The 24,803-nt window shown below is 67.9% G+C and carries 20 protein-coding genes; 9 read left to right on the top strand and 11 right to left on the bottom strand.

What is annotated here, in order from left to right; translation table 11 throughout:
- The first annotated feature begins 98 nt into the window (after window positions 1-98).
- Entirely contained in the window at window positions 99-566 is a 468-nt protein-coding gene (locus LZC94_36095) for a DUF3293 domain-containing protein (protein WXB13253.1), read from the top strand.
- A gap of 208 nt (window positions 567-774) precedes the next feature.
- On the opposite strand, the gene LZC94_36090 is transcribed toward LZC94_36095, so the two are convergent.
- The 3 genes from LZC94_36090 to LZC94_36080 all read right to left on the bottom strand — a co-directional run bounded on the left by LZC94_36090 (window position 775) and on the right by LZC94_36080 (window position 4,677).
- Window positions 775-2,016, bottom strand: coding sequence for a HipA domain-containing protein (locus LZC94_36090; GenBank protein ID WXB13252.1), 1,242 nt, complete (start codon window positions 2,014-2,016; stop codon window positions 775-777).
- A complete protein-coding gene (locus LZC94_36085) occupies window positions 2,003-3,706 on the bottom strand; it encodes a DUF262 domain-containing protein (GenBank protein WXB13251.1) in 1,704 nt (567 codons plus the stop codon). The genes LZC94_36090 and LZC94_36085 overlap by 14 nt, the downstream gene beginning before the upstream one ends.
- A gap of 86 nt (window positions 3,707-3,792) precedes the next feature.
- Window positions 3,793-4,677 carry a formylglycine-generating enzyme family protein gene (locus LZC94_36080; GenBank protein WXB13250.1) on the bottom strand — a complete coding sequence of 295 codons (885 nt, stop codon included), beginning with the start codon at window positions 4,675-4,677 and terminating at the stop codon, window positions 3,793-3,795.
- A gap of 54 nt (window positions 4,678-4,731) precedes the next feature.
- Here LZC94_36080 and LZC94_36075 point away from each other — a divergent pair, with 54 nt between their 5' ends.
- The 4 genes from LZC94_36075 to LZC94_36060 are packed head-to-tail and all read left to right on the top strand — an operon-like array spanning window position 4,732 to window position 10,384.
- Window positions 4,732-5,793 (top strand): ABC transporter ATP-binding protein, encoded by a 1,062-nt coding sequence (locus LZC94_36075; protein WXB13249.1) that lies wholly within the window; start codon window positions 4,732-4,734, stop codon window positions 5,791-5,793.
- On the top strand, window positions 5,790-6,539 hold the full coding sequence (locus tag LZC94_36070) for an ABC transporter permease (GenBank protein ID WXB13248.1): 750 nt from the start codon (window positions 5,790-5,792) through the stop codon (window positions 6,537-6,539). Before LZC94_36075 ends, LZC94_36070 begins: the two co-directional genes overlap by 4 nt.
- Window positions 6,536-8,200 (top strand): GldG family protein, encoded by a 1,665-nt coding sequence (locus LZC94_36065; GenBank protein WXB13247.1) that lies wholly within the window; start codon window positions 6,536-6,538, stop codon window positions 8,198-8,200. Before LZC94_36070 ends, LZC94_36065 begins: the two co-directional genes overlap by 4 nt.
- Window positions 8,201-10,384 (top strand): DUF4340 domain-containing protein, encoded by a 2,184-nt coding sequence (locus LZC94_36060; protein ID WXB13246.1) that lies wholly within the window; start codon window positions 8,201-8,203, stop codon window positions 10,382-10,384.
- Window positions 10,385-10,399: 15 nt separating this feature from the next.
- Here LZC94_36060 and LZC94_36055 read toward each other — a convergent pair whose 3' ends face one another.
- Window positions 10,400-11,266: a DNA adenine methylase gene (locus LZC94_36055; protein ID WXB13245.1), complete on the bottom strand. Its 867-nt coding sequence runs from the start codon at window positions 11,264-11,266 to the stop codon at window positions 10,400-10,402.
- Window positions 11,267-11,295: 29 nt separating this feature from the next.
- On the opposite strand from LZC94_36055, the gene LZC94_36050 reads away from it, so the two are divergent.
- From LZC94_36050 to LZC94_36040, 3 genes are read left to right on the top strand one after another with little or no spacing between them, the layout of a single operon-like run.
- A complete protein-coding gene (locus LZC94_36050; protein WXB13244.1) occupies window positions 11,296-11,997 on the top strand; it encodes a 5-formyltetrahydrofolate cyclo-ligase in 702 nt (233 codons plus the stop codon).
- 3 nt (window positions 11,998-12,000) lie between these two features.
- A complete protein-coding gene (rny, locus tag LZC94_36045; GenBank protein ID WXB13243.1) occupies window positions 12,001-13,680 on the top strand; it encodes a ribonuclease Y in 1,680 nt (559 codons plus the stop codon).
- A 41-nt stretch (window positions 13,681-13,721) separates the two neighbouring features.
- The gene (locus LZC94_36040; protein ID WXB13242.1) at window positions 13,722-13,859 is read left to right on the top strand and encodes a hypothetical protein; all 138 of its coding nucleotides are present in this window, start codon (window positions 13,722-13,724) and stop codon (window positions 13,857-13,859) included.
- 67 nt (window positions 13,860-13,926) lie between these two features.
- On the opposite strand, the gene LZC94_36035 is transcribed toward LZC94_36040, so the two are convergent.
- From LZC94_36035 to LZC94_36010, 6 genes are all read right to left on the bottom strand, one after another.
- On the bottom strand, window positions 13,927-15,150 hold the full coding sequence (locus LZC94_36035; protein WXB13241.1) for a nuclear transport factor 2 family protein: 1,224 nt from the start codon (window positions 15,148-15,150) through the stop codon (window positions 13,927-13,929).
- 115 nt (window positions 15,151-15,265) lie between these two features.
- Window positions 15,266-17,575, bottom strand: coding sequence for a hypothetical protein (locus tag LZC94_36030; GenBank protein ID WXB13240.1), 2,310 nt, complete (start codon window positions 17,573-17,575; stop codon window positions 15,266-15,268).
- A gap of 80 nt (window positions 17,576-17,655) precedes the next feature.
- Entirely contained in the window at window positions 17,656-18,150 is a 495-nt protein-coding gene (locus LZC94_36025; GenBank protein ID WXB13239.1) for a transcriptional repressor, read from the bottom strand.
- A 229-nt stretch (window positions 18,151-18,379) separates the two neighbouring features.
- Window positions 18,380-19,051, bottom strand: a complete 672-nt coding sequence (locus LZC94_36020) for a thioredoxin domain-containing protein (GenBank protein ID WXB13238.1) — start codon at window positions 19,049-19,051, stop codon at window positions 18,380-18,382.
- Between the two features lie 322 nt (window positions 19,052-19,373).
- Window positions 19,374-20,417 (bottom strand): ABC transporter permease, encoded by a 1,044-nt coding sequence (locus LZC94_36015; protein WXB20291.1) that lies wholly within the window; start codon window positions 20,415-20,417, stop codon window positions 19,374-19,376.
- Window positions 20,417-21,991, bottom strand: coding sequence for an ABC transporter permease (locus LZC94_36010; GenBank protein ID WXB13237.1), 1,575 nt, complete (start codon window positions 21,989-21,991; stop codon window positions 20,417-20,419). Before LZC94_36010 ends, LZC94_36015 begins: the two co-directional genes overlap by 1 nt.
- A 56-nt stretch (window positions 21,992-22,047) precedes the next feature.
- Between LZC94_36010 and LZC94_36005 the strand changes: the two genes are divergently transcribed.
- Window positions 22,048-23,820 carry a phospho-sugar mutase gene (locus LZC94_36005; protein WXB13236.1) on the top strand — a complete coding sequence of 591 codons (1,773 nt, stop codon included), beginning with the start codon at window positions 22,048-22,050 and terminating at the stop codon, window positions 23,818-23,820.
- Here the strand turns inward: LZC94_36005 and LZC94_36000 are convergent.
- On the bottom strand, window positions 23,817-24,803 hold the full coding sequence (locus LZC94_36000) for an SAM-dependent methyltransferase (GenBank protein ID WXB13235.1): 987 nt from the start codon (window positions 24,801-24,803) through the stop codon (window positions 23,817-23,819). The genes LZC94_36005 and LZC94_36000 overlap by 4 nt on opposite strands.

Genomic DNA, 24,803 nt, shown 5'->3' with positions numbered 1-24,803 from the left:
GCGGTGTCCGATGCGGTGCGGGTGATCGGGGGTCGTCGGGGATCCCGGTGCCGGCCGCTTTTCTCTTCGGCGTTTGCATGTGCTATCCCGCGGCTACGATGGATCAAGCGCTGCTTCGTCAGTACATCACCACGGTTTACGAGCTTCCGACGCCCGACGGCCCACTTCGCGTCTCGCTCGACGGCGACTCGGCGACCGATCCTTCACTGCTGCCCGAGATTCTCCGGCGCCCCTTCGCCGTTCTCACGGCCTACAACCCGCGCTCGATGCTCCTGCCGCGCAAGGTCAACGAAGGTCGCCACACCGTGATGCGCGACCTTTTGATTCTCGGCTGCTACCGGGTCGAAGCCTGCGTCGGCTACGACGAGGAACCCGACGGCACCTGGCGCGAGCCCTCCTGGCTCGTCCACAACATGGACCGCGACGAAGCCACCGCCTTCGGCCGCGTCTTCCGGCAGAACACGATCCTCGTCTGCCACAACTCGCGCCCCGAGCTGATCGTCACCGATCCGACGTGCGACGACGTCGGTCGCGTGATTGTCGGCACCTGGCGCCTGCGCGCCTGATCGGCGTTTCGTTCTATCGGACGCGTATCTCTGACGCGCCGCTGTTTCGTTCGAATCGAACGAAGTGGTTTCCGCCACGCGCGCGTTCCGTTCAATCGGACGCGCGTCCATCGCACACGCACTCGTCGTGGAACAGGGCCGATCACTGCGCCCGCCTTTGTGCATCGAGACGTCGTCCGGCACGAACGTCTTCGCGCCGGACGGCGTGTCATGGCGCGCGGGAGCGGAGGAGCATCGCCGCGCGGTCCGTCAACAACGTGGCTACGGTTGCCCGCATTCCGTCCGTTTCCGGAAGCAACTCTTCGACGGCGGGCCATTGCGCGAGCGTGCGCTGGACGAGATCGGCCGCCACATCGGCGAGGCCCGCCTTGGCCTCGAGCCGCTCATCCAGCGCAGCGAAGTGCGAGAGGCGGACGGAATCGAACCGCCTCGAGCCTCCGAAGCGCAACCCGAGGTCCTCCGGTCCGAGCGGTGCGGGCCGATAGATGGCCGTTGCCACGAGATCATAAGCCGGCGCCAGGGTCGGCGTGCGGCGGTCGCGGTAAATGAGCGACCAGTTCTTGAGATGGGCGTCGCCGTTGCCGATCATCACGTTGAACGCCAGCCGTCGCGCGAACTCGCGCAAACCTTCGACATCACGGCGGCGGTAGATCAGTGACGCCACCGTCTCGAAGGTGCCCTTGTATTTCTCATCGGGATAGAACCCTCGCACCTGCGCAAAATCTTCGATGTGAATGAGCTCACGGCGCTCGCCGCGATCGAAGCGTCGAACGGCGTAGGCATGCTCCTCGTGGGGCGGCCACACCGTGTCCGGCAAGGAGTCGATCATGTCGCGGTGCACGAGCTTTACATCGGGGACGTCGATTCCCGTGGCGCGCGCGAGCGTCATCATCGCGAGCTCATTGCGCGGGACCTCCGCGTGATGCGGCTCCGGGAGCTTTACGATCCAATCGCCGCCTTCTCCGAGGGCGGGAGCGCTGAAACGCTCGCCTCGGGCGAGCATCGAGAATTTGAGCCCTACCCCGGCGAGCGAAAAACGCCATAGCGCGTCGCGATCGTCCTTCTTCTTTCCATGCACGAGATCACGGAGCTCGCCCGCCTCCAGCGGTAGCGGCTGATCCACGGGGAGGACCCGTACCGCGCCGGGGAGATCGTGACCCACGTGGGCCAGTAAGCCCATTTCCCGCTCTACGGGGACCCCCGCCGATTGTCCAATCCAGTCGCGGAGACGTCCTTCGGGCAGCAGGTTGGAGAACCAAGGCGGCAGTCGCAAGTGCGCCGCATACCGCCCGTGCAGATTCTCCTCGAAGCGGAGACCGAGAACGGCGCGTCCGGGATCGCGCACATAGCCGGCGTCGAACACGAGCCGGGTGAAGTCGTCCCGACGATGGAGGATCGCGATGGCGTGCTCGTACAGATAGACACGAAACTGCTGATCACCCGACGGCATCGTCCCGTTCCCCGTGGTCCTCGTCGTCCAGATCGAGGCTATCGAGTGGAGGTGTGTCCTCGAAGCCCTCCTCGGCCATCTGCGACAGGAACGTCGCGCTCACTTGCTGAATGAGCTGCTGCCTCCCTTCGAGAAAGCCCTTCGGGTCGTCTCGCAAAAGAGCCGCGACGAGCTGCCCGTCGAGCGCGTGGGACGCGAGCACCTCCTCCCTCATCGCAGCCGTGAGCGCGATGGGAGGCATGGCGAGGAGCTCCCGAACGCCGCCCGCCGGCTCGAGGTCCATGGCGAAGATCCGGTTCGCGGCCCAATGCTCGTATCCTTCGGGTTCGCGCCGGAGCACCCGGCTGACCACGCTCGCGAGCGTGCCGCCCGCCGAAAGCTCTTCGATGAGATCGATCTGAAGATACGGATCTCCGTTGAGAAAGGAGCGCGGACCGAGCGACCACAAAGCGCAGAGGATGATCCGGCTCCCGGCCTTGTTCGTGCGAAAGTGCGTGAGGCGCGGCGGAGGAAGCGCGCGGTCGATCGGCGAAGCCAGGAGCCGCTGCACGGAGCCCGTTTCGTCACCGGCCACGATGCGCGTTGCGAGCATGCGCATCGCGGGCGTCCAGCTCCCGAATACGTCCGGGCCGAGTATGGCCGCCCGCCAGAACCAGCGCCGTAAGAGGTCGCGGTTGCGCACGCTGGGCTCCGGAAAATGCGCGAAGAACCGCGCCAGGACGACGAGCAAATACCGGTACGGCAAGAACGCGAAGTGCGGTACGTGCAGGTGCTCTTGGAGAAAGGCTACGGCGCGCGCGATGGCCGCAGCCCCTTCGCGGTAGGCCGACTCTTCCGTTTCGTTCGCAAAGTCGCGCGCTTGTGCGGTGCTGCTCGAGAACTCGAGGTGGATATCGCGCGTGACATCGCCGCCGCGCCGCGCGAGGACCGCGCGAAGCACGGTGTCGTCGTCGAGCCGGCCGAAGCCCTGCTCGTGATCGATGAGCTCCGCGATGTCGGCGAACGGCGAATGGGGCTCCGCGCTGCGTCGTCCTTGTGCCCGATGGAGAGCCGAGAACACTTCGGCGCGACTCAGTCGCTTGCCGTAGTTGTTCATGCGATTGAAGATGTCGCGCAGCACGGCCTCGTCCTGCTGTTCGACGATGTACACGGGAACCGAGAACTCGCGGATGGCCTTGGTGACTTCGGAGGCGATGGGGAGCTTGTCTTTTGCCTCGGGGTGGTCGGAGACGAACCACTGAACGAGGCTCGCCAAGTCGAAGAGCACGGGCAACGGGATGATGTACCCGTCCTCCATTTGAGGTGGGCGGCGAAACTCGTTCGTGCGTAGGTCGAAGGCGAGCTCGAACCGCTCGTCGGTGGCTCCTGCGCGAGCATGGACCGTGTTCGCGACGCTGATGAGACGTTGCTGTCCATCGACGACCCACCAGGCCTCCGGGAACGCGGGCGCATCCAATTCGAGCGCCCCCAGCTCGATATGCGTGGCCTCGGCCGGGCGTTGCCAAAGGAGCAGATTGCCGATCGGGTAGCCCTTGACGATGCTGTCGAAGAGGCGCCGCACGTCCTCCCACTGCCAACGGAACAACCGCTGAAACTCCGGAATGCGGACACGCCCGCGTTGCACCTGGTTGACGAGGTCGACCAGCGGAATCGTCTGGGCGTTTGGTTGCGTGATCGACCTGCTCGACATGGTAGCTCCTCGTCACCTCATGCGGCCGCATGCCGCAAGCCACATGGCCCGTGGCTCGAAAGAGTATCGCACCGCGGGGGAAGGAACTATTTTACCGGTGCTGCGTCGCCATCCTTTGCGCACCGAAACCCCGTCATCACCAGCCGATACGTCCCTGGATGGTGCACGCGGTTCGTGCTGCGAAGGCTCGGGCCATCGTAGTTGTAGGCGCCGCCGCGGAGAACGCGCTCGCAGAGGCGCGGGATGGGGTTCGACCCCGTAAAGCCTTGCTTGCCCTCTTCGCGCAGCTTGTTCTGCGCCGCCAGGATCTCGGGGCACGTACCGGGTTTGCCCTCGCCGGCCGTGGGGCGCGTGTACGCGAACGGATCGTACTCGTCCTCCATCCACTCCCAGACGTTGCCGGCCAGATCGTCGTGGCCGTAGGGCCCGCGGCCTTTGGGGTGCGAGCCCACGTTGTCGGTGGCCTGGCGGCCGAGATCGCGGCCGAAGACGGTGAGCTCCGGGGTGGCGGGCTCGTTGCCCCATGGGAAACGGCGGCCGTCGTCGCCGCGGATGGCGCGCTCGAACTCGGCCTCGCGCGGCAGGCGTTTGCCGCGCCAGGTGCAGTAGGTGTGCGCGTCGTCCCAGGTGACCCCGTTGATGGGCTGGTCCGGACCGTGGAAGAGGGATTCGCGTGCGGCGTGGGAGCGCGTGGCGATGTGCGCGTCGGCGGGGCGGCAGGCGCGGGCGGCGACGCACTCGGCGTAGGCGGCGTGGGTGACCTCGGTTCGGTCGAGCAGAAAGGGCGCGAGGGTCACGGCGTGGGCGGGGTGCTCGTCGGGCTCTCCGCCCCGGTCGGAGCCCATGGTGAAGGTGCCGCCGGGGACCGGAAGCATCTCGGGCTCCGATGCGGCGCGCGCGTCGGCGCGGGCGGCCATGGAGAGAAAAAGGACGGCAAAGGCTCGGACGCCGTGCTGGAAGTGCGATGCCACGCTGCCCCTCGGATTAGCACGATGGCATGGCACCGTGCTAATCGGGTCGTCTCCGTGATTTCCGTCTCCCACCTCGTCAAGCACTACGGCTCGCACGTCGCGGTCGACGATGTGTCGTTTCGCGTTGAAAAAGGGCAGATCGTCGGGTTTTTGGGGCCCAACGGCGCGGGGAAGAGCACCACCCTGCGCATTCTTTCGGGCTTTCTGGGCATGACGTCCGGCAAGGTCGAGATTTGCGGCCACGATATCGAGAACGCCTCGCTGGAGGCGCGCCGCTCGGTCGGCTACATGCCGGAGGCGGTCCCGCTCTACCCCGAGATGCGCGTGCTCGAGTACTTGGCCTTTCGCGCCGAGCTCAAAGGCGTGCCCCGCGCGCGCCGCCGCGCCCAAGTCGATGACGCCATGGAAAAAGCCAATGTCCTCGAGGTGGCCACCACCCTCATCGGCAAGCTCTCCAAAGGCTACCGCCAGCGGGTCGGAATGGCCGATGCGCTGGTGGCCAACCCGCCGCTCCTCATCTTGGACGAGCCCACCGCCGGCCTCGACCCCAATCAGATCCGTCAGGTGCGCGAGCTCATCGCGGGGCTCTCGAAGGAGCACACGGTGCTCCTGTCGACCCACATCTTGAGCGAAGTCGAGCAGAGCTGCGACCGCGTGATCGTCATCGCCAAGGGCAAGCTGCTCGCGGAGGGCAAGACCCTCGACATTCGAAAAATGCGTCGCGCGGCGGCGCTCGACATCACCGTGCGCGGCGACGTCCAAGCGGCGCTTCGGGTGCTTCGGGGCGTTCCCGGGGTCGCGAACGTGAACGAAGCCTCGAAGGTGAAGGACGCATCGTCGAAGGACGAAGTGGCGACCTTGCACTGCACGTGGACGAAGAAGCTCCCCGACACCGACATTCAAGGGACCATCGAGGCCGCCGTGGCCGCGCTCGTGGGCGCGGGCATTCGGATCCGCGAGGTGAAGGCGGTGGGCAGCGCGCTCGAGGACGTGTTCGCGGAGCTCACCCGCGACGCGGCGGGTACGCGCGACGCGGCGGGCACCCGGGATGCGGCGAACACGCGGGACGAAAACACCCGCGACGCGGCGAACGCGCGGGACACGGCGCCGTCATGAGAGGACTCTGGCCCATCTTCAAGCGGGAGCTCTTTGCGTTCTTCGTCACGCCGCTCGCGTGGGTGCAGATCTTCGTCTTTTCCCTCGTGCAAGGGATGCACTTCTACCTGCTGATCGACCACTTCAGCGCGCAGTCCGAGCTGGCGGGCGACCAGACCCCGCTGCAGACGTTCTTCGGCAACACGGTGCTCCTCTACCTGGTGCTCTTTCTCCTGATCCCGCCCATGACCATGCGCCTCTTCGCGGAGGAGCGGCGCGCGGGCACCATCGAGACCTTGATGACGGCGCCCGTGTCGACGCCGGCCGTCGTCCTCGGCAAGTACCTGGCCGCGCTCACCGTCTATGTCGTCATGTGGGTGCCGACCGTGGTGTATCTGGTGATCCTGCGGCGCACGGGCGTCGTGGATTGGCAGGTGGCCGGCGCGAGCTACCTCGGCGTGGTGCTCGTGGGCGCAGGGTATCTGTCCGTCGGCATGCTGATGAGCGCCATCACGCGCTCGCAGTTTCTGGCGCTGGTGGGGACGGCGTTCGTGCTGCTCGTCCTCTTCATCCTCGGGGTGGGGGAGTTCGTCACCCCGGCTGGCAGCACGTTGCACGACATTTGCGCGCATGTCTCGGTGTGGGCACAGATGAACGACTTTGCCAGCGGCATCGTCGATACCCGGCGCTTGATCTACGATGCCACGTTGATCCTGCTCCCGCTGTTCATCACCTCGCGCATGGTGGACGCTTGGAGGTGGGGATGAACCGCAGACCCGGGCGCCGCCTCTTCGGGCTCGACGCGGAGCGGAGCCTCCAGCTCGCGGGCATCGTGGCGGCGGTGGTGCTGGCGGTGGTGGTCAACGTGCTCGCCGCGCGCCACTTTCGGCGGTGGGATTGGACGACGGGCAAGCTCTACACGTTGAGCCCCGCGACCCTGGCCACCGTGCGCGGCTTGCAGGAGCCGGTGCAGATCTGGGTGCTGCTCGGCGGCGGCGATCCGCTGGAGCAGAGCATCAAGCAGCTGCTCGTGAGCTACACGGCGGAGACGAACAAGCTCGACGTCCACTACGTCGACCCCGATCGCGACTTCGTGGCGCTGCAGGACGTGCGCAAGCGGTTCAACATCGACGTCGACCACACGGCGCAAGGCCGCATCGTGACCGACGCCATCATGGTGGTCGCCCGTGGGGACCGGCACTGGTTCCTCTTACCGAGCGACATGTTCGAGGTGGCCGGCGAGGACACGCACGCCAAGCCGCGCGAGGAGCAAGCCATCACCGGCGCCATCCGCCATGTGCTGGGCGGCGAGCGCCTCAAGGTCTGCTTCACCCAAGGGCACGGCGAGCTCGCGCTCGATCGCGTGAGCGCCGATGGCCTGGGCGTTTTGCGCGACATCCTCGAGAAGAACAACTACGAGCCCGTGAGCGTCGACACCACGGAGCCCAACGCGCACGAGCCCTTCAACGGGTGCGCCCTGGCCATCATCGCGCACCCGCTCGGGCCCTTCACGCGCGAAGAAGAGGCGCGGCTGCGCACGTACTTGCTCCAGGGCGGAAACCTCCTGGCGGCCATCGGCCCCATCAACGGCAACGGCGAGAGCGGCATGAGCCCGCCCGGCATCGCCGACGCGCTCGCGCCCTTCGGCGTCGCCCTGGACGAGGACTGGGTCTTCGAGATGGACGCCCGGCTGGCCATTCCGCAGCGGATGAACGCGCAGTTCGTGGTCAAGCCCAAGGAGCACCCCATCACCGCGGGGCTCGGGCCCGCCGCGGATGGAACACCGGGCTTGCCGCGGGTGGTCGTGCACATGGCGCGCTCGCTCCATCGCGTGGACAAGCCCGATGCGGTGCCCGTCGATTTGCTGGTCACCAGCGACGCGTCGTTCGGTATGCGCAACATCGCGGGCGCCGCCGATTGGAAGGACGTGCCCGAGAAGCGCCCGCAAGATCCGGGCGGGCCTCTGGCGATCGCCATGGCCAGCGAGCGCCCCAAGGTCGCGCCGCACGCGGTGCACGGGCCGCGCGTGGTGGTCATCGGCAGCGGCGGCGTGATGCTGCAGGCGAACTGGCGCGAGGAGCGGGCGAGCCGCGGGGCCGCCATCCTGGTGGAGAATGCCATCGCATGGCTGGCGGCCAAGCCCGAGATCGTCGACGTGCCGTCCAAGGCGGAGGTCGCGGCCGGGATCAAGATCAGCGATGGCGACCGGGTCGAGGTTCGCAACTACGTGCTCTTCTTCCTGCCGGGCGCCGTCGCGTTTCTCGGCATCGCCGTGGCCATTGCCCGGCGCGCGACGGAACGGCGTCCGCGTCGCGATGGGGGGGCAAGGCGTTCGCCGGGTGCGGGTGCGGGGCGTTCGCCGGATGCGGGCGACGCGGGCGATGCAAGCGGCACAGAGGATGCGGCGCCCAAGTCGGAGGGCTCGTAGGTGCAGATCAAGCGTCATGTGACGTCGCTGGTCTTCATCGCGGCGGCGCTCTTGGTGTCGATTTATGCGTACGTGGTCGACCGCGGCAAGGTGAGCGATCCGGAGCGCAACGCGCGCGGCGCGGCTCTTTTGCCGGCGTTTCGGCGGGACGAGATCACGCGGATCGAGCTCTCCAAGACCGGCGAGATCCTCATCCTGGAGCGCAAGGACGGTGATTGGCGCATGCGCTCGCCGGTGGACGCGCCGGCCGATGCCGCCGCCGTCGAGGCGCTCTTGGGCACGCTCGACACGGGCAACGTGATCCGGCGCGCGGAGGGGCAGAACTTCGATGTGCCGCGCCTGCGCGGGACCATCACCATGGGGAAGATCGTGTACCGGTTCTCGCTCGGCGGCGAAGCCCCGGTCCCCGAGGGCGCCGCCTATCTGAGGCTCGACGGCGAAGGCTCGTTCGTCGTCGGACGCGATCTGGTCACGCAGCTGCTCAAGGCCGCCGAGACGTACCGGGAGCGCACCATCGTGCCGTACCTGTCGCTCGCGTTGCGGCGCCTCGAGGTGCGCGGCCCCGCCGAGCCTTGGGCCATCGAGCGAACGGACGACGTGAGCTTCCACATGGCCGAAGATCCCGCGGTGCGCATCTCGCGCGACGGCATCGACCGCGTGTGGAGCGCGCTGGCCGAGACGCGGGCGGAGGCGTTCATCTCGGACACGGACGCCGATCGGGGGCTCGCGCACGGCGCCGCCTTTACCATCGTGATGATCCCGAAGGACGGCACCAAGCCGGCCGGCGAGCTCGCCGTCGGCGGCCCGTGCCCGGATCACCCGGACGACGTCATCGTGGTGCGAAGATCCCCGTCGCGCCTCTCGGCGTGCGCGCCGAAGATGATCCTCGGCGGCCTGGGCACGCCCAAGGCGGATCTCTTGGACAAGCACCTCTTCGCCGCGCGCTTCGACGAGGTCGAAGAGCTGTCGCTCGCCTCCATGGACAGCGCATCCAAGCTGGAAATGGCGCGAAAAGGGAGCGGGTGGCACGAGCGCGCACCCGAGGACCGCGAGCTCGGCAAGGACGAAATCGATATGGCCAACGCGCTGGTGTCGCAGCTGGTGCGCGGGGAAGGCCGCTTGCTCGATGCCGCGAGCAACCCGGGCGCCTCGTTTGCGCCGCGCCTTCGCGTCACGCTCCTTCGCTCCGAGACCGAGGTGCGCGAAGAGGTGCAGATCGATCGCACCCCCCGCGCGCGCGTGGCCGGCGCGGTCTCACCGGCCGACGAGTTCATCGTGCGGCGCGCGGCCGACGGCGCCTTTCTCGCCATCGACCGCGAGCTCGAGCGAAAGCTGGAGCCGCGCGCCACCGCCCTGCGCGGTCGCGAGCTCTGGTCGCCGCCGCTCGAAGGAAAAGACGTCCTGTCCGTCGCGACCGGCTGCGCGCGCGGCCTCACGCAAGAGCTGGTGCGCGAGGGCACCACATTCGTGCTCCGCAAGCCCGCGGGCTACCCCGCCGACAACGGCGGCACCCTCGACGTGTTCGAGGCGGTGGCGCACGCCAAGGCCGAGAGCTGGGTGGCGGATCTCGACGATGGCAGCTTCGGCCTCGAAGGCGGCTGCCGCGTCACCGTCGGCGTCGCCGACAAAGGCGCGGCGGGCGCGACCGGCGCACCTGGCGCGACCGGCGCACCTGGAACGCGGACCGAGACCTTGCTCTTGGGCCGCGACGCGCGCGATGGCGGCGTCTTTGCGCAGATCGCCGGGCACGCCCCGGTGTTCATCGTGCCCAAAGCGCTCGAGGAGATGCTGGCTCGCCCGCTCGTCGACCGCAACGTGTTCTTCGTCGACCCGGCCAAGCTCGAGTCGGTGGTCCTGAAGCGCGGCGCGGCCACCACCACCGTGGGTCGCAACACGGCCTCGAGCGATGCGGGGAGCGAGGCCATCTTCGCGACCTTTGCGCGGCTGCGCGCCGAAGAGGTGGTGCACCTGGGCGCCGCCCGCCCCGACGAAGGCTTCGCCGCGCCATCGCTCGAGGTGCGCGCGACCCTCACGGTCGACGGCGGCTCGCGTTCGCTTCGGTTCGTCTTCGGGCGCGCGACCTTGCTGCGCGATCAAAAGGTGTATTTTGCACGGGTCGATGGCATCGACGCCACCTTCACCCTCGCCAAAGAGCGCATCGAGCCGCTGCTCGACCCGCTCTGACCTAGCAGGTGAGCCTCACTCGTAGAGGCCCGGCCGGTCCCAGCTCACGACCAGGAGCTCGTTCGTGTCGCCGCGCTTCGTGGGGTCGGAGTTGATGAAGCGAGGTGCGCGCACGACATAGGTGGCGAAGCCCGCGTAGAGGGAGCGGGTCTCCGCCGTGTCGGCGTTGGAGAGCATGACCATGGCCCCGCGGTCGCGCAGGGCGACGAGCTCGCGTGCCAGGCGCTCCTGATCGCTCGCGCCGAAGCCGCCCGAGGCGTAGCTGGTGAAGTCGGCGGTGCCCGAGACCGGGACGTAGGGGGGGTCGAAGTAGACGAAGTCGCCTTCGCCCAAGGAGCGGGTCACGTCGTTGAAATCGGCGACGCGCAGATCGACGCCTTGAAGGGCGCGCGACGCGGCGCGCAGTCCCTCCTCGTCGAGGATGCGTGGGTTGATGTGGCGACCGAACGGGACATTGAATTTTCCGCTCGCGTTAACGCGCCAGAGCCCATTGTAGCAAGTGCGATTCAGGAAAATGAGACGCGCGCCGCGCTCGACGTCGTCCATCTTGGTCGGATCGAGCTCGCGCGTCGCGTAAAAGAGATCGGCGTCGTAGTGGTAGCGGCCGAGCGCGTCGATCAGCGAATCCACGTGGTCGCGGACCGCTCGGTAGCATGCTACCAGATCTTCGTTGCGATCGGCTAAAATTGCCCGCTTGTAGGTGCGGCCGCCGCGCTTTTTGGCGAGCCGCTCGCCGGCGAGGGCGAAGAAGAGCGCGGCGCCCCCCGCGAAGGGCTCCGCATAGGTTCGGATGGATCCTGGCAGCCGGGCTTGCAGTTCGGGGAGCAGGCGAGATTTGCCGCCCGCCCATTTCACGATCGGCTTCGGTGTCAGTGCTTGCACTTCCCCTTGCGTGTTACCATTAAGCGGCATTGAAGGAACCGGTCTCGATTCCCCCCGGGGATCCCAATTTCGAGCAAGTGGTTCGCCGCCGCGTAAAGGCCGAGCTCCGTAAACGTATGCGCGGCTTGCGGGCGACGACCCCCGAGAGCGCGTGCGCGGCGCGCTCCTCCCAGATCGTGGCGCGGCTGCGGGAGATGCCGGCGCTGCGCGAGGCCCGAAGCGTGGCGCTCTTTTGGCCCATCGAGGCCCGCCGCGAGGTCGACCTCCGGTCCTTGGACCAGGAGCTCCGCGCGAAAAATGTGCGCCTCTTTTATCCGACCATCGACGGCGAGTCGCTGGTGATGACCTTCAAGCTCGTGCCCGACGTGGCCCAGCTCGCGGAGGCTGGTTTCGGGTTCGCGGAGCCCGCGTCCGACGCCGAGGCGGCCCGCGAGGGGGAGCTCGACGCCATCGTGGTCCCGGCGCTGGCCGTCGATCCTGCCGGCTATCGCATCGGCTACGGCAAGGGTTACTATGACCGCACCCTTCCCCGCTTCGCACCGCCTGCCGTAACCATCGCCGTGGCCTACGATTTTCAGCTCATCTCCGAGGTCCCCATCACCGAGGGCGACGTGTCGGTCGACTGGATCGTCACCGATCAGCGGGGATGGCGCGCGCAAAACCAGCAGGGAGCCGAGGCCGGCGCAGAAGGTGCGCCGGTCGCGCGCCGCCGGCTCTCGCGGGGGGAGTAGGCGGTGATCGTCGATCCCGTTTACTTGATCCTGAGCGGCAGCGCGCTGGCGGCCGCGGCGGCCTACGGAATGGCGCGCTCGAAGTACCAGGAAGCTTTTCTCCAGGAGGTGCGCGCGCGCGAGCCCAAGATCGATCGCGCCCGCGCGGAGGAGCGCGAACGCTACGACAACCTCGCCCGCGAGACGCGCGAGCAGCTCCGGGTCGCAAGGGACGAGGCCGAGGAGCTTCGCCGCTCGCTCGATACCGCGCGGCAGAGCGCGGAGACCGCGCGCCAAGTGGCGAACCTCGAGGCGCGCGAGATGGCGCTGCGCGCGATCGAAGAGGTGAAGGAGGAGGCGCGCAAGCTGGTCGAGGAGGCAGAGAGCCACGCCGAGTCGGCCGAGCGCCGCGCGACCTTGCTCGAGAAGACGGCCGCGCAGAAGGAAGAGCACCTGCAAAAGAAGGAGGGGGAGCTCGAGAAGCTGGAGCAAGCCATCCAGGCCAAGGAGACGAGCGCCATCTCCATGCAGCGGCAGGCGACGGAGCTCGTGAACGCGCGGCGCGCGCGCCTGGAGGCCCTGTCCGGCTTGAGCGGCGAACAGGCGCGCCAGACGCTCATGTCCGAGGTGCTGACGGAGGTCCGCGAGGACATGGCGCGCGAGGTGAAAGCCATCGAGGACGCCGCGCGCACCGAGGTCGACGCGCGCGCCAAGCGCATCTTGGGCATCGCCATTCAGCGCTTCGCGGGCGAGAGCGTGCAAGAGCGCGCGGTGACCACCGTGCACCTGCCCAGCGACGACATGAAGGGCCGCATCATCGGCCGCGAGGGGCGCAACATTCGGGCGCTGCAGGAGGCGTGCGGGCTCGACATCATCATCGACGAGACGCCCGAGACGATCCTGATCAGCGGCTTCGATCCCGTGCGCCGCGAGGTAGCGCGCGTGGCCTTGGAGCGCTTGGTGGCCGACGGGCGCATCCAACCCTCGCGCATCGAAGAAGAAGTGGCACGCGCGCAACAAGACGTCGAGAAAGCGCTCGACGAGGCGGCCGAGCGCGCGATGCTCGATCTGGGCGTTCTGCACGTGCACCCGGAGATTCAAAAGCTCCTGGGGCGGCTGCACCATCGCTATTCATTCGGACAAAACGTGCTCCGCCACTCGGCCGAAACGGGCTTCCTCACGGGCATGATGGCCGTGGAGCTGGGGCTCGACGAAAAGCTCGGCCGCCGCGCGGGCTTTCTGCACGACATCGGCAAGGCCGTGAGCCACGAGCAAGAGGGCGGGCACGCCGTCATCGGTGGCCAGCTCGCGCGCAAGTACGGGGAGGACCCCGTGGTCGTCAACGCCATCGCCGCGCACCACGAGGACGAGCCGGTCACCACCGTCTACACGCACCTGGTCACGGCGGCCGACGCACTGAGCGGCGCCCGCCCCGGCGCCCGTCGCGAAATGCTCGAGGGCTACGTCAAACGCCTCCGCGATCTCGAGATCATCTCGTCACGCTTCGCAGGCGTCGAGCGCTCCTACGCGCTCCAGGCGGGCCGCGAGGTGCGCGTCATCGTCGAACCGAGCGAGGTAAGCGACGCCGAAGCCGTGCTGCTGGCGCGCGAAATCTCGAAGCGCATCGAGAAGGAAATGAGCTACCCGGGGCAAATCCGCGTCACGGTCATCCGCGAAACGCGGGCGATCGATTATGCGAAGTAGGGCGTTGGGGTGAGCGTAGCCGGTGGGTGGGATCGTTACCCATGATGGAGCGAAGATTCGCCGAAGGCGTGCTGCTGGCGCGCGAAATCTCGAAGCGCATCGAGAAGGAAATGAGCTACCCGGGGCAAATCCGCGTCACGGTCATCCGCGAAACGCGTGCGATCGATTACGCGAAGTAGGGGCGTTGGGGTGAGCGTAGCCGGTGGGGGTCGCGGGATCGTCGCCCATGATGGAGCGAAGATTCGGTCAGCACCGCCATCCTTCTTTGGCGCCGCGGTGCAGGATGAGGGGGCGCATCAGGTAGTTCTTCGCGCGGCAGATCTGGGTGCGGGCTGCGTTGGCGCTTTGTTTGTCGCCGCCTGCTTCGTAGGCGAGTTGGAAGATGTAGAGGTCTTGCACGTCGCCGCGCTGGGTGAGGTCGACTTTTTTGGCGGAGGCGAGGGCTTCTTTGCTCTTTCCGAGGCGCACGGCGAAGAAGGTGTCGAGCGCGGTGAGGCCATCGCGATCGTCGCGGGCTTTGGCCAGGGTTTCGTACGAGGTGCGGGCTGCGTTGGCCTCGGCGAGGGCCTTGGTGCGCTTGTCGCGGGGGCCAGTGAGGGCCATCTCGAGCAAGATGTAGGCGCGGTCCCAGCGCTCGTGCAGGCGAAGGGTGGCGGTGGCGTCGGGCGATAAGGTGCCGTGATCGAGGGTCGCGCGCATGGCATCGACCTCGGCGAGGGCGCCGGGGAGATCGTCTTGCGCCCAGTGAAGCCACGTCAGCTCGTTGTGAAGCCAGAACTCGAGATCTTCGTCGGGGTGGGTTTTGGCCTCCGGGACCATGTCGGCCAGGAGCTTGGCGGCGCCGGGTAGATCGCTCTCGGCGAGCGCGCTGGCCTTCGCGTAGACCTCTTTGTAGCGCTCTTTCGATCGGGGCTTGGGCGGGCCTTCGAGCAGCGCGCGCAGCTCGGAGAGGCGCTCGTTGGGGATGGGGATCGAGAGATCGTACTGCGTGATCTTCCAGCGGCCGTCCTCGCGAACGAGCACGCCGCTGCCTCGTGATGGGCCGAGGCTCGAGGTCTCCAGGTCTTCGTCGAACCAAGCGCTCTGGCCGCCGGGGGCCAGCCGGATCGTTCGCTTGGTCGCGCGGAACGTCCACGCCTTTCCTTTTTCGAAGTAGGGCCGCGCAAAGGCTCGAAAGGCGGGGACGTCCCAGTGCTCGGCGGCGTCGGTGCCGAGGAAAATCGCGTCCTTTGCGAAGTGGCCAAAATAGCGCGCTTCGTTGGCTTGCGCGGCCGCGGCGTGCCAGTCGTCGAGCTCCGCGGCGATGGTGCGCTTGTCCGCTTCGATGTCCGCTGCGGGGGATGCCGGGGCCGCTGGCGTGGGGGCGGACGCGGAGGGAGCGGGGGCGCACGCGGTTTGGGCGTGCGCAAGGACGAGGGCAACGAGCGCGGAAGGTGCGAAGGGGGCGCTGGCGAGGAGGGAGCGCTTCATTCGCGCATCATCGATCATGGCCGTGAAACGTGGCGAAATTTCCATCGGTCATGGTCGTGAAACATGGCGAAATTTCCATCGGTCATGGTCGTGATATATGGCGAAATTTCATCGATCATGGGATGTGAAACGCGTCGAAGTTTTCCTTCGGAGGGCGCTCGCGCTCTGGCGCGTCGGAGACTGCGGCCGCGTCGACGCGCTGCAACGTGTCTGCGCGCGGACCGCGTGGGTCGTCCTCGACGATGTAGAGCCAGAGGGCGCGCTTCGGAAAGCGCGCGCGAAGCTCGGGAACCAAGGCCGGGTGGTACTTGGCAAAGACGATGGGACCGCCGAGATCGGCGCGGTTCTGCGCCAGGGCGCCCAGCGCGCGGATGCCGTTTTTGAACTCGGCGTCCCGGAGAAAGCTCGTGAGCCGATACGTCGCCCGTGCGGGGTTCTCCGCGTGCCGGAACGCCACCATGACGAGGGCGTCCGGCTCCTTTCGCTCCGTCCACGACGCAACCAGGTGCGCAAAGCGGTCGTCCGTCCCCCAGTACGAGCCCCGGATCTCGCGGACGGCGACGACCATGACCACGGCGTTCCACGCGAACCACACCGCCGCGATGGCCGCCGTCGTCCGCGAGGAACGCATGGAATGCGCCGAACGCGAAAGCTGCGAAGGACGCGACCGCGCGACGAGGCCGGCCGCGCCTACGGCGAGAAGGGAGGGGAGCGCCGCGTGGTAAAAGCGTGCGCCGAAGCAGGTGCCGCCGTACCAATAAAGGGCATAAGCGAGGATGACGCCCGGCACGGGGACGAGCGCGGCGAGCAAAAGGGCGCGCCGTCGTGAGCGCGCGACCGCGTACGCCGCGGCGGCAAAGACGAGCGGGCCGCCCCCAGCCAGGAACGTCCATGCGACGAGGTTGTCGGCCGTGTTGGAGAGCGCGTTCTCCGGATCGTGGGACGCGTTGCGGATGCCGTGGTCGCAGCCGTGGCCGAAGCCCAAATCGTTGCATCCTGCATGAAATGCGAAGAACGGATCGTCGCGCGGCGGCACGTGCTCGTCGAAGTACGCGCTCTGCGGAAAGCGGGTCGCGGATCCCGTGAGCCGATGGTTGTACGCCCCAAGAAGCACCACCGCGATCCCAACCGGCGCCAAGAAAGCCGCGCACGCCGCCCACACCGACACCTTCCGCTGCGCGCCCACCCGCATCGCCTCGCCTGCCGCCGCCGCGCCCCTCGCCGCCTCGCCCGCCGCACGCCTCACCGCCGCGCGCCGCGCCGCCGCGCCCCTCCACGCGACCACCCCAAACCCAGCCGCCGTCACGCCAAGCACCATCGCGCACAAAGGCCGCGTGAGAACGACCGCACCAAGCCCCACCCCGCCCACCGCGAACCCCCCATACCCGCCGGCCGCCGCACCACCACTCGCCACGCGACGGCGCCCCGCACCCCGCACCCACGCCGTCCCGGCCAGCAACACGCCCGCCGCCCCCAGCGCGACCAAGGTATGCGACATCCGACTCGCCGCCAGCAGCAGCGCCTGCGGCGAAAGCCCATACAACGCCGCCGCCAGAACCCGCGCCCGCGGCCCGGCCAAACGCCGCGCCGCAGCGGCGACCGCCAATGTCGCCCCGCCATGGAGCAGCGGGTTCGCCCACGCATCGAGCCCCACCCGATGAAACAACGCCAGCACCGCCGGCCACCCCGGCGGAAAAATGCCGAACATCTCGCGCCGATCGTCGACGAACCACATCGCAAACGCCGCCCGCGGCAGCCGCACGGCGAGCGCCAAGCTCCCCTCGGCCATCGTCTTCGCCTGCAGATCGTACGCAATTTCATCCATCACGTGCGGAACGTCCCCGAGCGCCCACCGGGCCACGAACCGAGCCGCGAGCACCGCGACGACCGCGAGCACCAACACGGCCACGCCGGCACCCCGCACGCGAACCGCACCTTCCGCCGCCTGCCCGGGAACCGCACCCCCCGCTCCCTGCCCGGGAACTGCACCCCCCAAGGCACGCGCAACCCCTGCGCAAACGCGAACGAGCAACGCCGTCTTCGCCGTTACGATATTGGGTGACTCGCCGGCGCTACTGGGCGTCGATGCAATGGTGGGCCTGTTCATCGACACCGTGCCGATCCGCGCGGCGGCAGACGCGCCGGTCCGCGCCCCATTGGGTGACACGCCGGCGCTACCGGGCGTCGATACGATGGTGGGCCTGTTCATCGACACCGTGCCGGTCCGCGCGGCGGCGGACGCGCATGCACTCGCGCCGGCCCGCGCCCCATTGGGTGACACGCCGGCGCTACCGGGCGTCGATGCGATGGTGGGCCTGTTCATCGACACCGTGCCGGTCCGCGCGGCGGCAGACGCGCCGGTCCGCGCCCCATTGGGTGACTCGCCGGCGCTACCGGACGTCGATGCGATGGTCGGGCTGTTCATCGACACCGTACCGGTACGCGCGGCGGCGCACGCGCTCGCGCCGGCCGGTGCGTCGTGCGGGCCCGCGCCCCGCGCCGAGGTCAGTTGCGGCGCGGCTTCTTTCGGCACTTGGGACAGACGCCGTACATCTCGTGCTTATGGCTCCGAAGCTCGAAGCCGTATTGCGCTGCCACTTCTTCTTGCAAATCTTCGATGCGGGGCTCTTCGAACTCGGTGATCTCGCCGCACTCGACGCAAATGAGGTGATCGTGATGGTGCGAGTCGTCGGCCAGCTCGTAGCGGGTGAGACCATCGCCGAAGCGGCGCTCGAAGGCCACGCCGCACTCGGTGAGGAGCTTCAAGGTGCGGTAGACGGTGGCGTAGCCGACGCGGGGATCTTGCACACGAACCTGGGCGAGCAGCTCCTCGATGCTGACGTGGTTGGGCGACTGAAAGAACGTCTCGATGATGAGGCGCCGCTGGTCGGTCGACCGGAGGCCCTTCTTGGCCATGTGCGCGTGGAGCAACTGCCGGAAGTGCTCCAGGCTCGCTTGCGCGTGGCGATTGTCAATCGGATGATCCATCTTGCTCGCCATCGCTACCTCGTAGAAGAGCCCCACCCTCCATTACATTTCGCTGCCCTGCGCTCTGCCGTCAAGTCAAGCTTCAACGGCCCAGCTCACCAGCCGGTGTTCGTAGCAGCTCGAACTCCAGCGCAAATGATTTTCGTTTCCGATAAGCCGATGAGGATGCGGCGGCCCCGCGTGTCGGCTTACGAAGCTCAGTAGGGCCGCACGTTGGAACGTGAAAGTCGGGAGGTTCGATTCACGGACGTTCGACGGGTAGTCCGTCGGACTCCCAGCCAAGAAGACCGCCTTCGAGGAAGGCAACGGGGACGTCTTGTTCGGCGAGGCGGGCCGCGAGCTCTTTGCTCTTGTCCCCTGCGCGGCAATAGAGGACCGGGCGCTCGGCGAGCATATGAAGCTCGGCGAGTCGGTTCTCGATCTCATCGAGGGCCATGTGCGCGGCGCCCGGGATATGCGCGCGGTCGTAGGCTGCCTTGTCGCGCGTGTCGACCGGGGTCACCATGCCCTGGCGCATCAACTCGGCGAGCTCGGGCGGCTTGATGGCGCCCTCGGAGCGCGGCAAGAAGGGCTCGACCATCGCGAACATCTGCTTTTTCCCGATGGCGCCGACCTGGACGTCGACGATGCGCTGCTGCGCGAAGACCATGAACGTGGGGACCGATTGCACCCGCAGCTCGCGGGCCAGCATGGGGGCGCGATCGATGTCGACTTTGACGACCTTGACCTTGCCGCTCATCTCCCGAGCGAACGCTTCGACCTGGGGCGCGATCTGTTTGCACGGCGCACACCAGTCGGCGGAAAACTCGATCAGAACGGGGACCTCGCTGGTGAGCACCTCTTGCTCGAACTCGCGCTCGGTCACCTGCACGATGCCCGACTTGGCTGCACCGCCCGGGGCTGCAGGCCTCATGGCGGCTGGCGCACCCGGTCCGGCAGACCCAGCGGGCGCAGGCCTTCGTGGCGCGGGCCCCCGGCCTCCAACCTGAACCGCCCCGCCCGGTATTCCCTTCTTCCCTCCGCCTACGAATGACATGCGCCAACGATGAGGATCCCGGGCACATCCTGCAAGAGGGAATATCGCGGCCGCGTTCCCACCCGCTTTTCCCTGCGGCCCCGCGCCGCCCGATGCCCCGCGTTGCCGAGGCCCCGCCGCCCGATGCCCCGCGTTGCCGAGGCCGCGCCGCCCGATGCCCCGCGTTGCCCCAGGCCGCGCCGCCCGAGGCGCCGGTGCGCTACGAGGCACGAAGCCGCGGATCGAGCGTGTCCCGAAGGGCCTCCCCCACGAGGTTCAGCGACGAGACGACCGCAAACACCGCGAGCCCCGGGACCACCAGGAGCCACCACGCGCTCGTATAGTCGCGGAGCTCGCTCAACATTTCACCCCAGGACGCCACCCCCGGCGGAACCCCCACCCGCAAAAACGACAGCGAAGCCTCGATCAGCACCACCTGGGCGACGCCAAACATGGCAGCCACGACGACGGGGGCCCGCGCGTTGGGCACGATGTGCCGCATCAAGACCCGCCAAGGCGAAGCCCCCAAGGCGCGCGCGGCCGTGACGTAGTCCTGCGAAAGAACGACCAGCACCTCGGCTCGGACCAGGCGGGCAATCTCCGGCCACCGGGCGAGCGCGATGGCGGCAAACAACGTGGTCCGCGTGGGGTTCGGGAGCAGCGCCTGCACCACCAAGACGAGCACCAACGTGGGAAACGCGCTGAGCACCTCGATGGTCCGCGACACGAAGCCATCCACCACCCCGCCGAGAAATCCCCCCGCCGCCCCCAGCACGCTCCCCACCGCGATGAACCCGATGACCGAAAAAAGCGCCACCCCGAACGAGGTGCGCGTGCCGTGAATGACCCGCGCCAGCACGTCGCGCCCGCGCCCGTCGGTGCCGAGCAGGTGCGCGCTCGTCTTTAGAGGCGGCAGGAGCTCGTCACCCCGCGACTCCCGAGCGGCGCCAAAAGGAACGGGCGGATCGAGCGCCCAGTTGCCCGGACCGGCCTTGCCCTCGGCCCGCGCGGCTCGGAACGAGGCCGAGTCGGCCAGCGCGGCCGGGTGCGTCACATTGGGCAAAATATAGGTGTGGCCGTCGAAGTGGCAGACGAGCGGCCAGTCGCTGGCCAGAAAGTCGGCGAAGATGGCGAGCAAGGTAAAGCACGCGAGCACGATGGCGCCGCCCAGGGCAAAGCGCGATTGCCCGAGCTGCAGCACGGCGCGCCGCAAGCCGGCTTCCGGCAGGGAGACGGGGGCGCTCGAGGGCGGTATGTCGCGCATCACGCGTGCGTTCCTTCGCGGCGGAGAAAGAGCTCGCGGACCCTTGGATCGAGCGCCGCGTAGGCCAGATCGCTCACGATGAGCCCCACGGTGGAGACCACGGCGGCGAGGAGAATCATGGCGATGAGCCAAGCATTGTCGTGCCCCTCGACCGCGCGCAGCGACTGATAACCGAGCCCCGGGAGGGCGAAGACCTCCTCGACGATGAAGGCGCCGCCGATCAGCGTGGGGAGCTGGAGCCCCGCCAAGGTCACCGTCGGCATCATCGCGTTGCGCAGCGCGTGCATCACCAGCACCCGAAACTCCGACACGCCCTTCGCGCGCGCGGTGCGCACGTAGTCGAGCCCCAGCACCTCGAGCATCGCCGTGCGCTGGTAGCGCGAGAGGCTGGCGAGCGACGCCACCGTGAGCGCAGCCGACGGCCACAAAATGCGCCCCGCCGAGCCGGGCGGCATGACCCGCACGAAGATCTCCGCCACCCAGAACGTCGGCAGCGAATAGAGGACGAACAGCACCAGCGCGAGCGAGCGATCGACCGGCTTGTTGTGGCGCCATGCGCTGAGCAGCGCCAGCGGGAGCGCGATGAGGTAGCTGGCGAGCATGGCCAGCCCCGTGAGCGCAAAGGTGATCTGCGCGCCGTCCACGAGCTTGTCGAAAATGGGGCGGTTATCGAGCGGGCTGATGCCGAACTGCCCGGTCACCGCGCGCGCCAGCCATTTGCCGTAGCGCGTCTCGCTCACCGCCGCGGTGATGCGCTCGGGCCCGACGAACGTGACGTAGTCGCTCTTGTGGACGTACCACCACGATTGCCAATCGCGCGCGATCTGGCGCGCCGTTTCGGCGGTTTGCGGCTCGTCGGTGAGGTCCACGGTGCGCCCGGTGGCGTGCGCCGCCAACCCCGAGAGGCGCAAGATGGCCTCTTTGTCGCCCACGCCCGCGTGCTGCTGCTGCAGCTCCTTCAAGGCGAGCAGGATCTCGCTCAGCGCAAATGTATCGACCTCGGTGATGTCGCGCTCGCGAAGCTCGCTGGTGTGCCGGAGCAGGCGTCCCACGGTGCGGCGCACGGAGGGCTCCGTGAAATCCAGGGTGCGATCCTCCCAGAAGCGGGTCCAGAACGCCGATGCCTTCTGCGGATCGCGCAGCTCGGCGGGCGATCCGACCCCCATGCGCTCACCGATGGGCGCCAGCGCCAGCGCGACCTTGGTCCGCTCCGGGGGGGCGAAGCGATCGAGCTTGGGCAGCACATGGGGCAGCGCGGCACCGCCCAGACGCGCCAAGGTGTGCGCGGCCATGAGAGCGTGCTCGTCGTCTTTGGCGATGTGATCGAGGGCTTGCTCGGCGCGCGTGCGCACGTCGCTCGGGTGCTCGTTGATGAAGCGCGGCAAGTCGAGAAATCGCTGGCGGCGCTCTTCTTCGAGCGCATCGTAAACGGTGGGATCGAGCGCCAGCAAGGCGTCGGGCGAGGCGAGCCCCGCGGGCTCCGGGATGAGGCTCGTGAGCAAAAAAACGATGACGCTGATTCCGAATAGCGTCGGAATGGCCCAAAGAAGTCGTCGCGTCGAAAACCTCAGCATCCGACCGTCAATGCCCCTTGCGCGCGTCTCCGCATTGCGAAAAGCATGTCTTTACCATGAGCACGACGACCTTCGAGGATCTGAAAGCCACCGTACGAGCTTGGATCGAGGCCGACCCCGATCCGCAGACGCGAGCCGAGCTCCAGAGCCTCCTCGATGCCCCCGACCCCGCGCGGACCGATCTGGCGGATCGTTTCGCGGGCAGCCTGGAGTTCGGAACCGCAGGGCTTCGCGGGGTGATTGGTGGTGGGCCGAATCGCATGAATCGCGCCGTGGTGCTCCGCACGACGTGGGCCCTCGGCAAATACCTGCTGACGCAGTTCCCCGACGCGCAGGAGCGCGGCGTGGTCGTGGCCTTCGACGGGCGGACCATGAGCCGCGAGTTCGCCGAGGACGTGGCCTCGGTGCTGGCCGCCCAGCAAATCCCCGCGCACGTATTCCCCGATGTCGTACCTACTCCGCTGGCCGCTTTTGCCGTCAAGCACCTTGGCGCGGTCGCTGGCGTGATGATCACCGCCAGCCACAACCCCCCCGAATACAACGGCTACAAGCTCTATTGGCGAACCGGCTCGCAAATCGTACCCCCCGTCGACGTCGACATCGCCGCCCTCATCACCCAGGCGCCGCCCGCCCGCGAGGTGGCAGGCGTTCCCCGGGCGGAGGCCGCCGCGCGCGCCCTCTTTCACCTGCTCGACGCCTCCATCGAGCGCGCCTACCTCGACGCGGTCCGCGCCTTGGAGCTCCACCCCGGCGGCAAACGCGATCTGCGCATCGTGTACACCCCCCTGCACGGGGTCGGCGATCGGCTGGTGCGCATGGCCTTGGACGAGGCCCGATTCACCCGCGTCACCAGCGTCCCCGAGCAGCGCGAGCCCGATGGCCGTTTCCCCACCGTGGCCTTTCCGAACCCGGAGGAAAAAGGCTCGATGGACCTCGCCTATGCCCTCGCGCGCCGCGAAAAAGCCGATCTGGTCTTCGCCAACGACCCCGACGCCGACCGCCTCGCCGTCGCCATCCCCGACCCCGCGGCCCCCGGCGGATACCTGCAATTTACAGGTAACCAAGTCGGCGTGCTGCTCGGCCACTACCTGCTCACCGAGCGCCCCCCGGCAGCAGGTGAGAAGCGCATGGTCCTCGCATCCTTGGTCTCGTCGCCCATGCTGGGCGCCATCGCGCTGGCTTTGGGCGTCCACTACGAGGAGACCCTGACCGGCTTCAAGTGGATCGCGCATCGGGCGATGCAGCTCGAGAACAGCGAGGGCTACACCTTCATCTTCGGCTACGAAGAAGCGCTGGGCTACACCATCCGCGACATCGTCCGCGACAAGGACGGCATCAGCGCCGTCGTCCTCATCTCCGAAATCGCCGCCGTCCTGGCCGAGCGCGGCCGCACCTTGAAGGACGAGCTGGAGCTCCTGGCCCGCAAGTACGGCCTCTACGCGAGCGGCCAAGTCAACGTCACCCGCAAAGGCGCCAAGGGCGCCGAAGAAATCCGCTCCTGGATGCGCCGCCTGCGCGAAAATCCCCCCACCGAAGTAGGCTCGCTCAAGGTCATCTCCGTGGTGGACATCGAAGCCGGCACCCGCCGCCTGGTCGCCGACGGCAAAACCGAGACCATCGCACTCCCCCCGAGCGACGTCATCGTGCTGGAGCTCTCGGGCCGCGCCCGCATCATCGTGCGCCCCAGCGGCACCGAGCCGAAAATCAAATGCTACATCGACGTGCGCGAACCCATCACCGAAGGCGAACCCTTCACCGCCGCCGAGCGCCGCGCGCAAGCTACGTTGGACTCTCTGGCGGAGAGCTTCCGCGCGATCCTGGGGATTTAGCGATCGACGGTCGCGATGGCGAAGCCGCCCCAGGCGCGTTCGGTGGTCGTCTCTTCGCCGAGGGTGCGGTGGGTGGTGAGCGAGAGGCCGCACGAGGTGAGCAGCTCGGCCAGGCGATCGCGCGTGGGGGGCGTGCTGTCGACTCCGAACTTGAGCTTCTCCTTCACGGCGGTGGTGGTGGCGCGGGCATAGCGCCAGTAGAGGGCTTTGGACTCGAGGCTCTCGGTCGTGAAGTAGTCGAAGGCGAGGGCGCTGCCCTTGGCGGTGGTGGCGATTTTGCGCAGCGTCTCTTCGATGGCGCGGCGGTCGAGGTACATCGTGACGCCCTCCCAGAGGAAGAGCGCAGGCTTGGTGCGGTCGAAGCCGCTCGCCTCCAAACGCGCCAGCCAGTCGTCTCTTTCGAAGTCGGCCGCGACGAAGGTGACGGCGGATGCATCGATGTCCACCTTCGCCAAGGCTTCCCGCTTGACCGCCTGCGTCTTGGGCGTGTCGACCTCGAAGGAGCGGACCCGCGTATCGTTCGGCAGTCGAAAGGCGCGGGTGTCGAAGCCTGCGCCGAGGACGACGAACTGGTCGACCTCGCCGCGATGGACGTAACGCTCCACCGCGTCATCGAAGAACGCCACCCGGGCCGAGGTCTCGTATTGCGGCGAGACGGGGCCTTCGAAGGGGTAACGAAAGGCCTTCGGCACATAGCCGGTCAGGCGGTGCGCGAGGAGCATCGGACCGGATATCAGGCGCACGCCCAGGCGCGGCACACCGGGAAGCGCCATCATCAGCCGGTTCGCGGGCTCGTCGGGGCGGGTGCCGAGGTTGTGCTCGAAGTAGCGCGCAGACAGGGGACCTTGCGCCGTGCTCGACACGCCCGCCGCGTTCCCGCGGGCGACCGACTTGGTGACCCAAATCGCATAGCCCGCCAAGGTGATGGGCGCGAGAAGCACGTTGGTGCCGTAGAAGACCGTTGCAGCGAGGGCGTCACGCAT

Source organism: Sorangiineae bacterium MSr11954 (assembly GCA_037157815.1).
GTDB classification, from domain to species: Bacteria; Myxococcota_A; Polyangia; order Polyangiales; family Polyangiaceae; genus Pendulispora; species Pendulispora albinea.
Note: the sequence above shows the minus strand (reverse complement) of the source record. Positions and strands in the feature narration are given on the sequence as shown.

What these genes read in the sequence shown, in the direction of transcription:
- LZC94_36085 (WXB13251.1), bottom strand. Translation starts at nt 3,706, where the DNA reads ATGTCGAGCAGGTCGATCACGCAACCAAACGCCCAGACGATTCCGCTG.
- LZC94_36065 (WXB13247.1), top strand. Translation starts at nt 6,536, where the DNA reads ATGAACCGCAGACCCGGGCGCCGCCTCTTCGGGCTCGACGCGGAGCGG.
- LZC94_36025 (WXB13239.1), bottom strand. Translation starts at nt 18,150, where the DNA reads ATGGCGAGCAAGATGGATCATCCGATTGACAATCGCCACGCGCAAGCG.
- LZC94_36035 (WXB13241.1), bottom strand. Translation starts at nt 15,150, where the DNA reads ATGAAGCGCTCCCTCCTCGCCAGCGCCCCCTTCGCACCTTCCGCGCTC.
- LZC94_36070 (WXB13248.1), top strand. Translation starts at nt 5,790, where the DNA reads ATGAGAGGACTCTGGCCCATCTTCAAGCGGGAGCTCTTTGCGTTCTTC.
- LZC94_36000 (WXB13235.1), bottom strand. Translation starts at nt 24,803, where the DNA reads ATGCGTGACGCCCTCGCTGCAACGGTCTTCTACGGCACCAACGTGCTT.
- LZC94_36030 (WXB13240.1), bottom strand. Translation starts at nt 17,575, where the DNA reads ATGAACAGCCCGACCATCGCATCGACGTCCGGTAGCGCCGGCGAGTCA.
- LZC94_36015 (WXB20291.1), bottom strand. Translation starts at nt 20,417, where the DNA reads ATGCGCGACATACCGCCCTCGAGCGCCCCCGTCTCCCTGCCGGAAGCC.
- LZC94_36090 (WXB13252.1), bottom strand. Translation starts at nt 2,016, where the DNA reads ATGCCGTCGGGTGATCAGCAGTTTCGTGTCTATCTGTACGAGCACGCC.
- LZC94_36005 (WXB13236.1), top strand. Translation starts at nt 22,048, where the DNA reads ATGAGCACGACGACCTTCGAGGATCTGAAAGCCACCGTACGAGCTTGG.
- LZC94_36040 (WXB13242.1), top strand. Translation starts at nt 13,722, where the DNA reads ATGATGGAGCGAAGATTCGCCGAAGGCGTGCTGCTGGCGCGCGAAATC.
- LZC94_36095 (WXB13253.1), top strand. Translation starts at nt 99, where the DNA reads ATGGATCAAGCGCTGCTTCGTCAGTACATCACCACGGTTTACGAGCTT.
- LZC94_36020 (WXB13238.1), bottom strand. Translation starts at nt 19,051, where the DNA reads ATGAGGCCTGCAGCCCCGGGCGGTGCAGCCAAGTCGGGCATCGTGCAG.
- LZC94_36010 (WXB13237.1), bottom strand. Translation starts at nt 21,991, where the DNA reads ATGCTGAGGTTTTCGACGCGACGACTTCTTTGGGCCATTCCGACGCTA.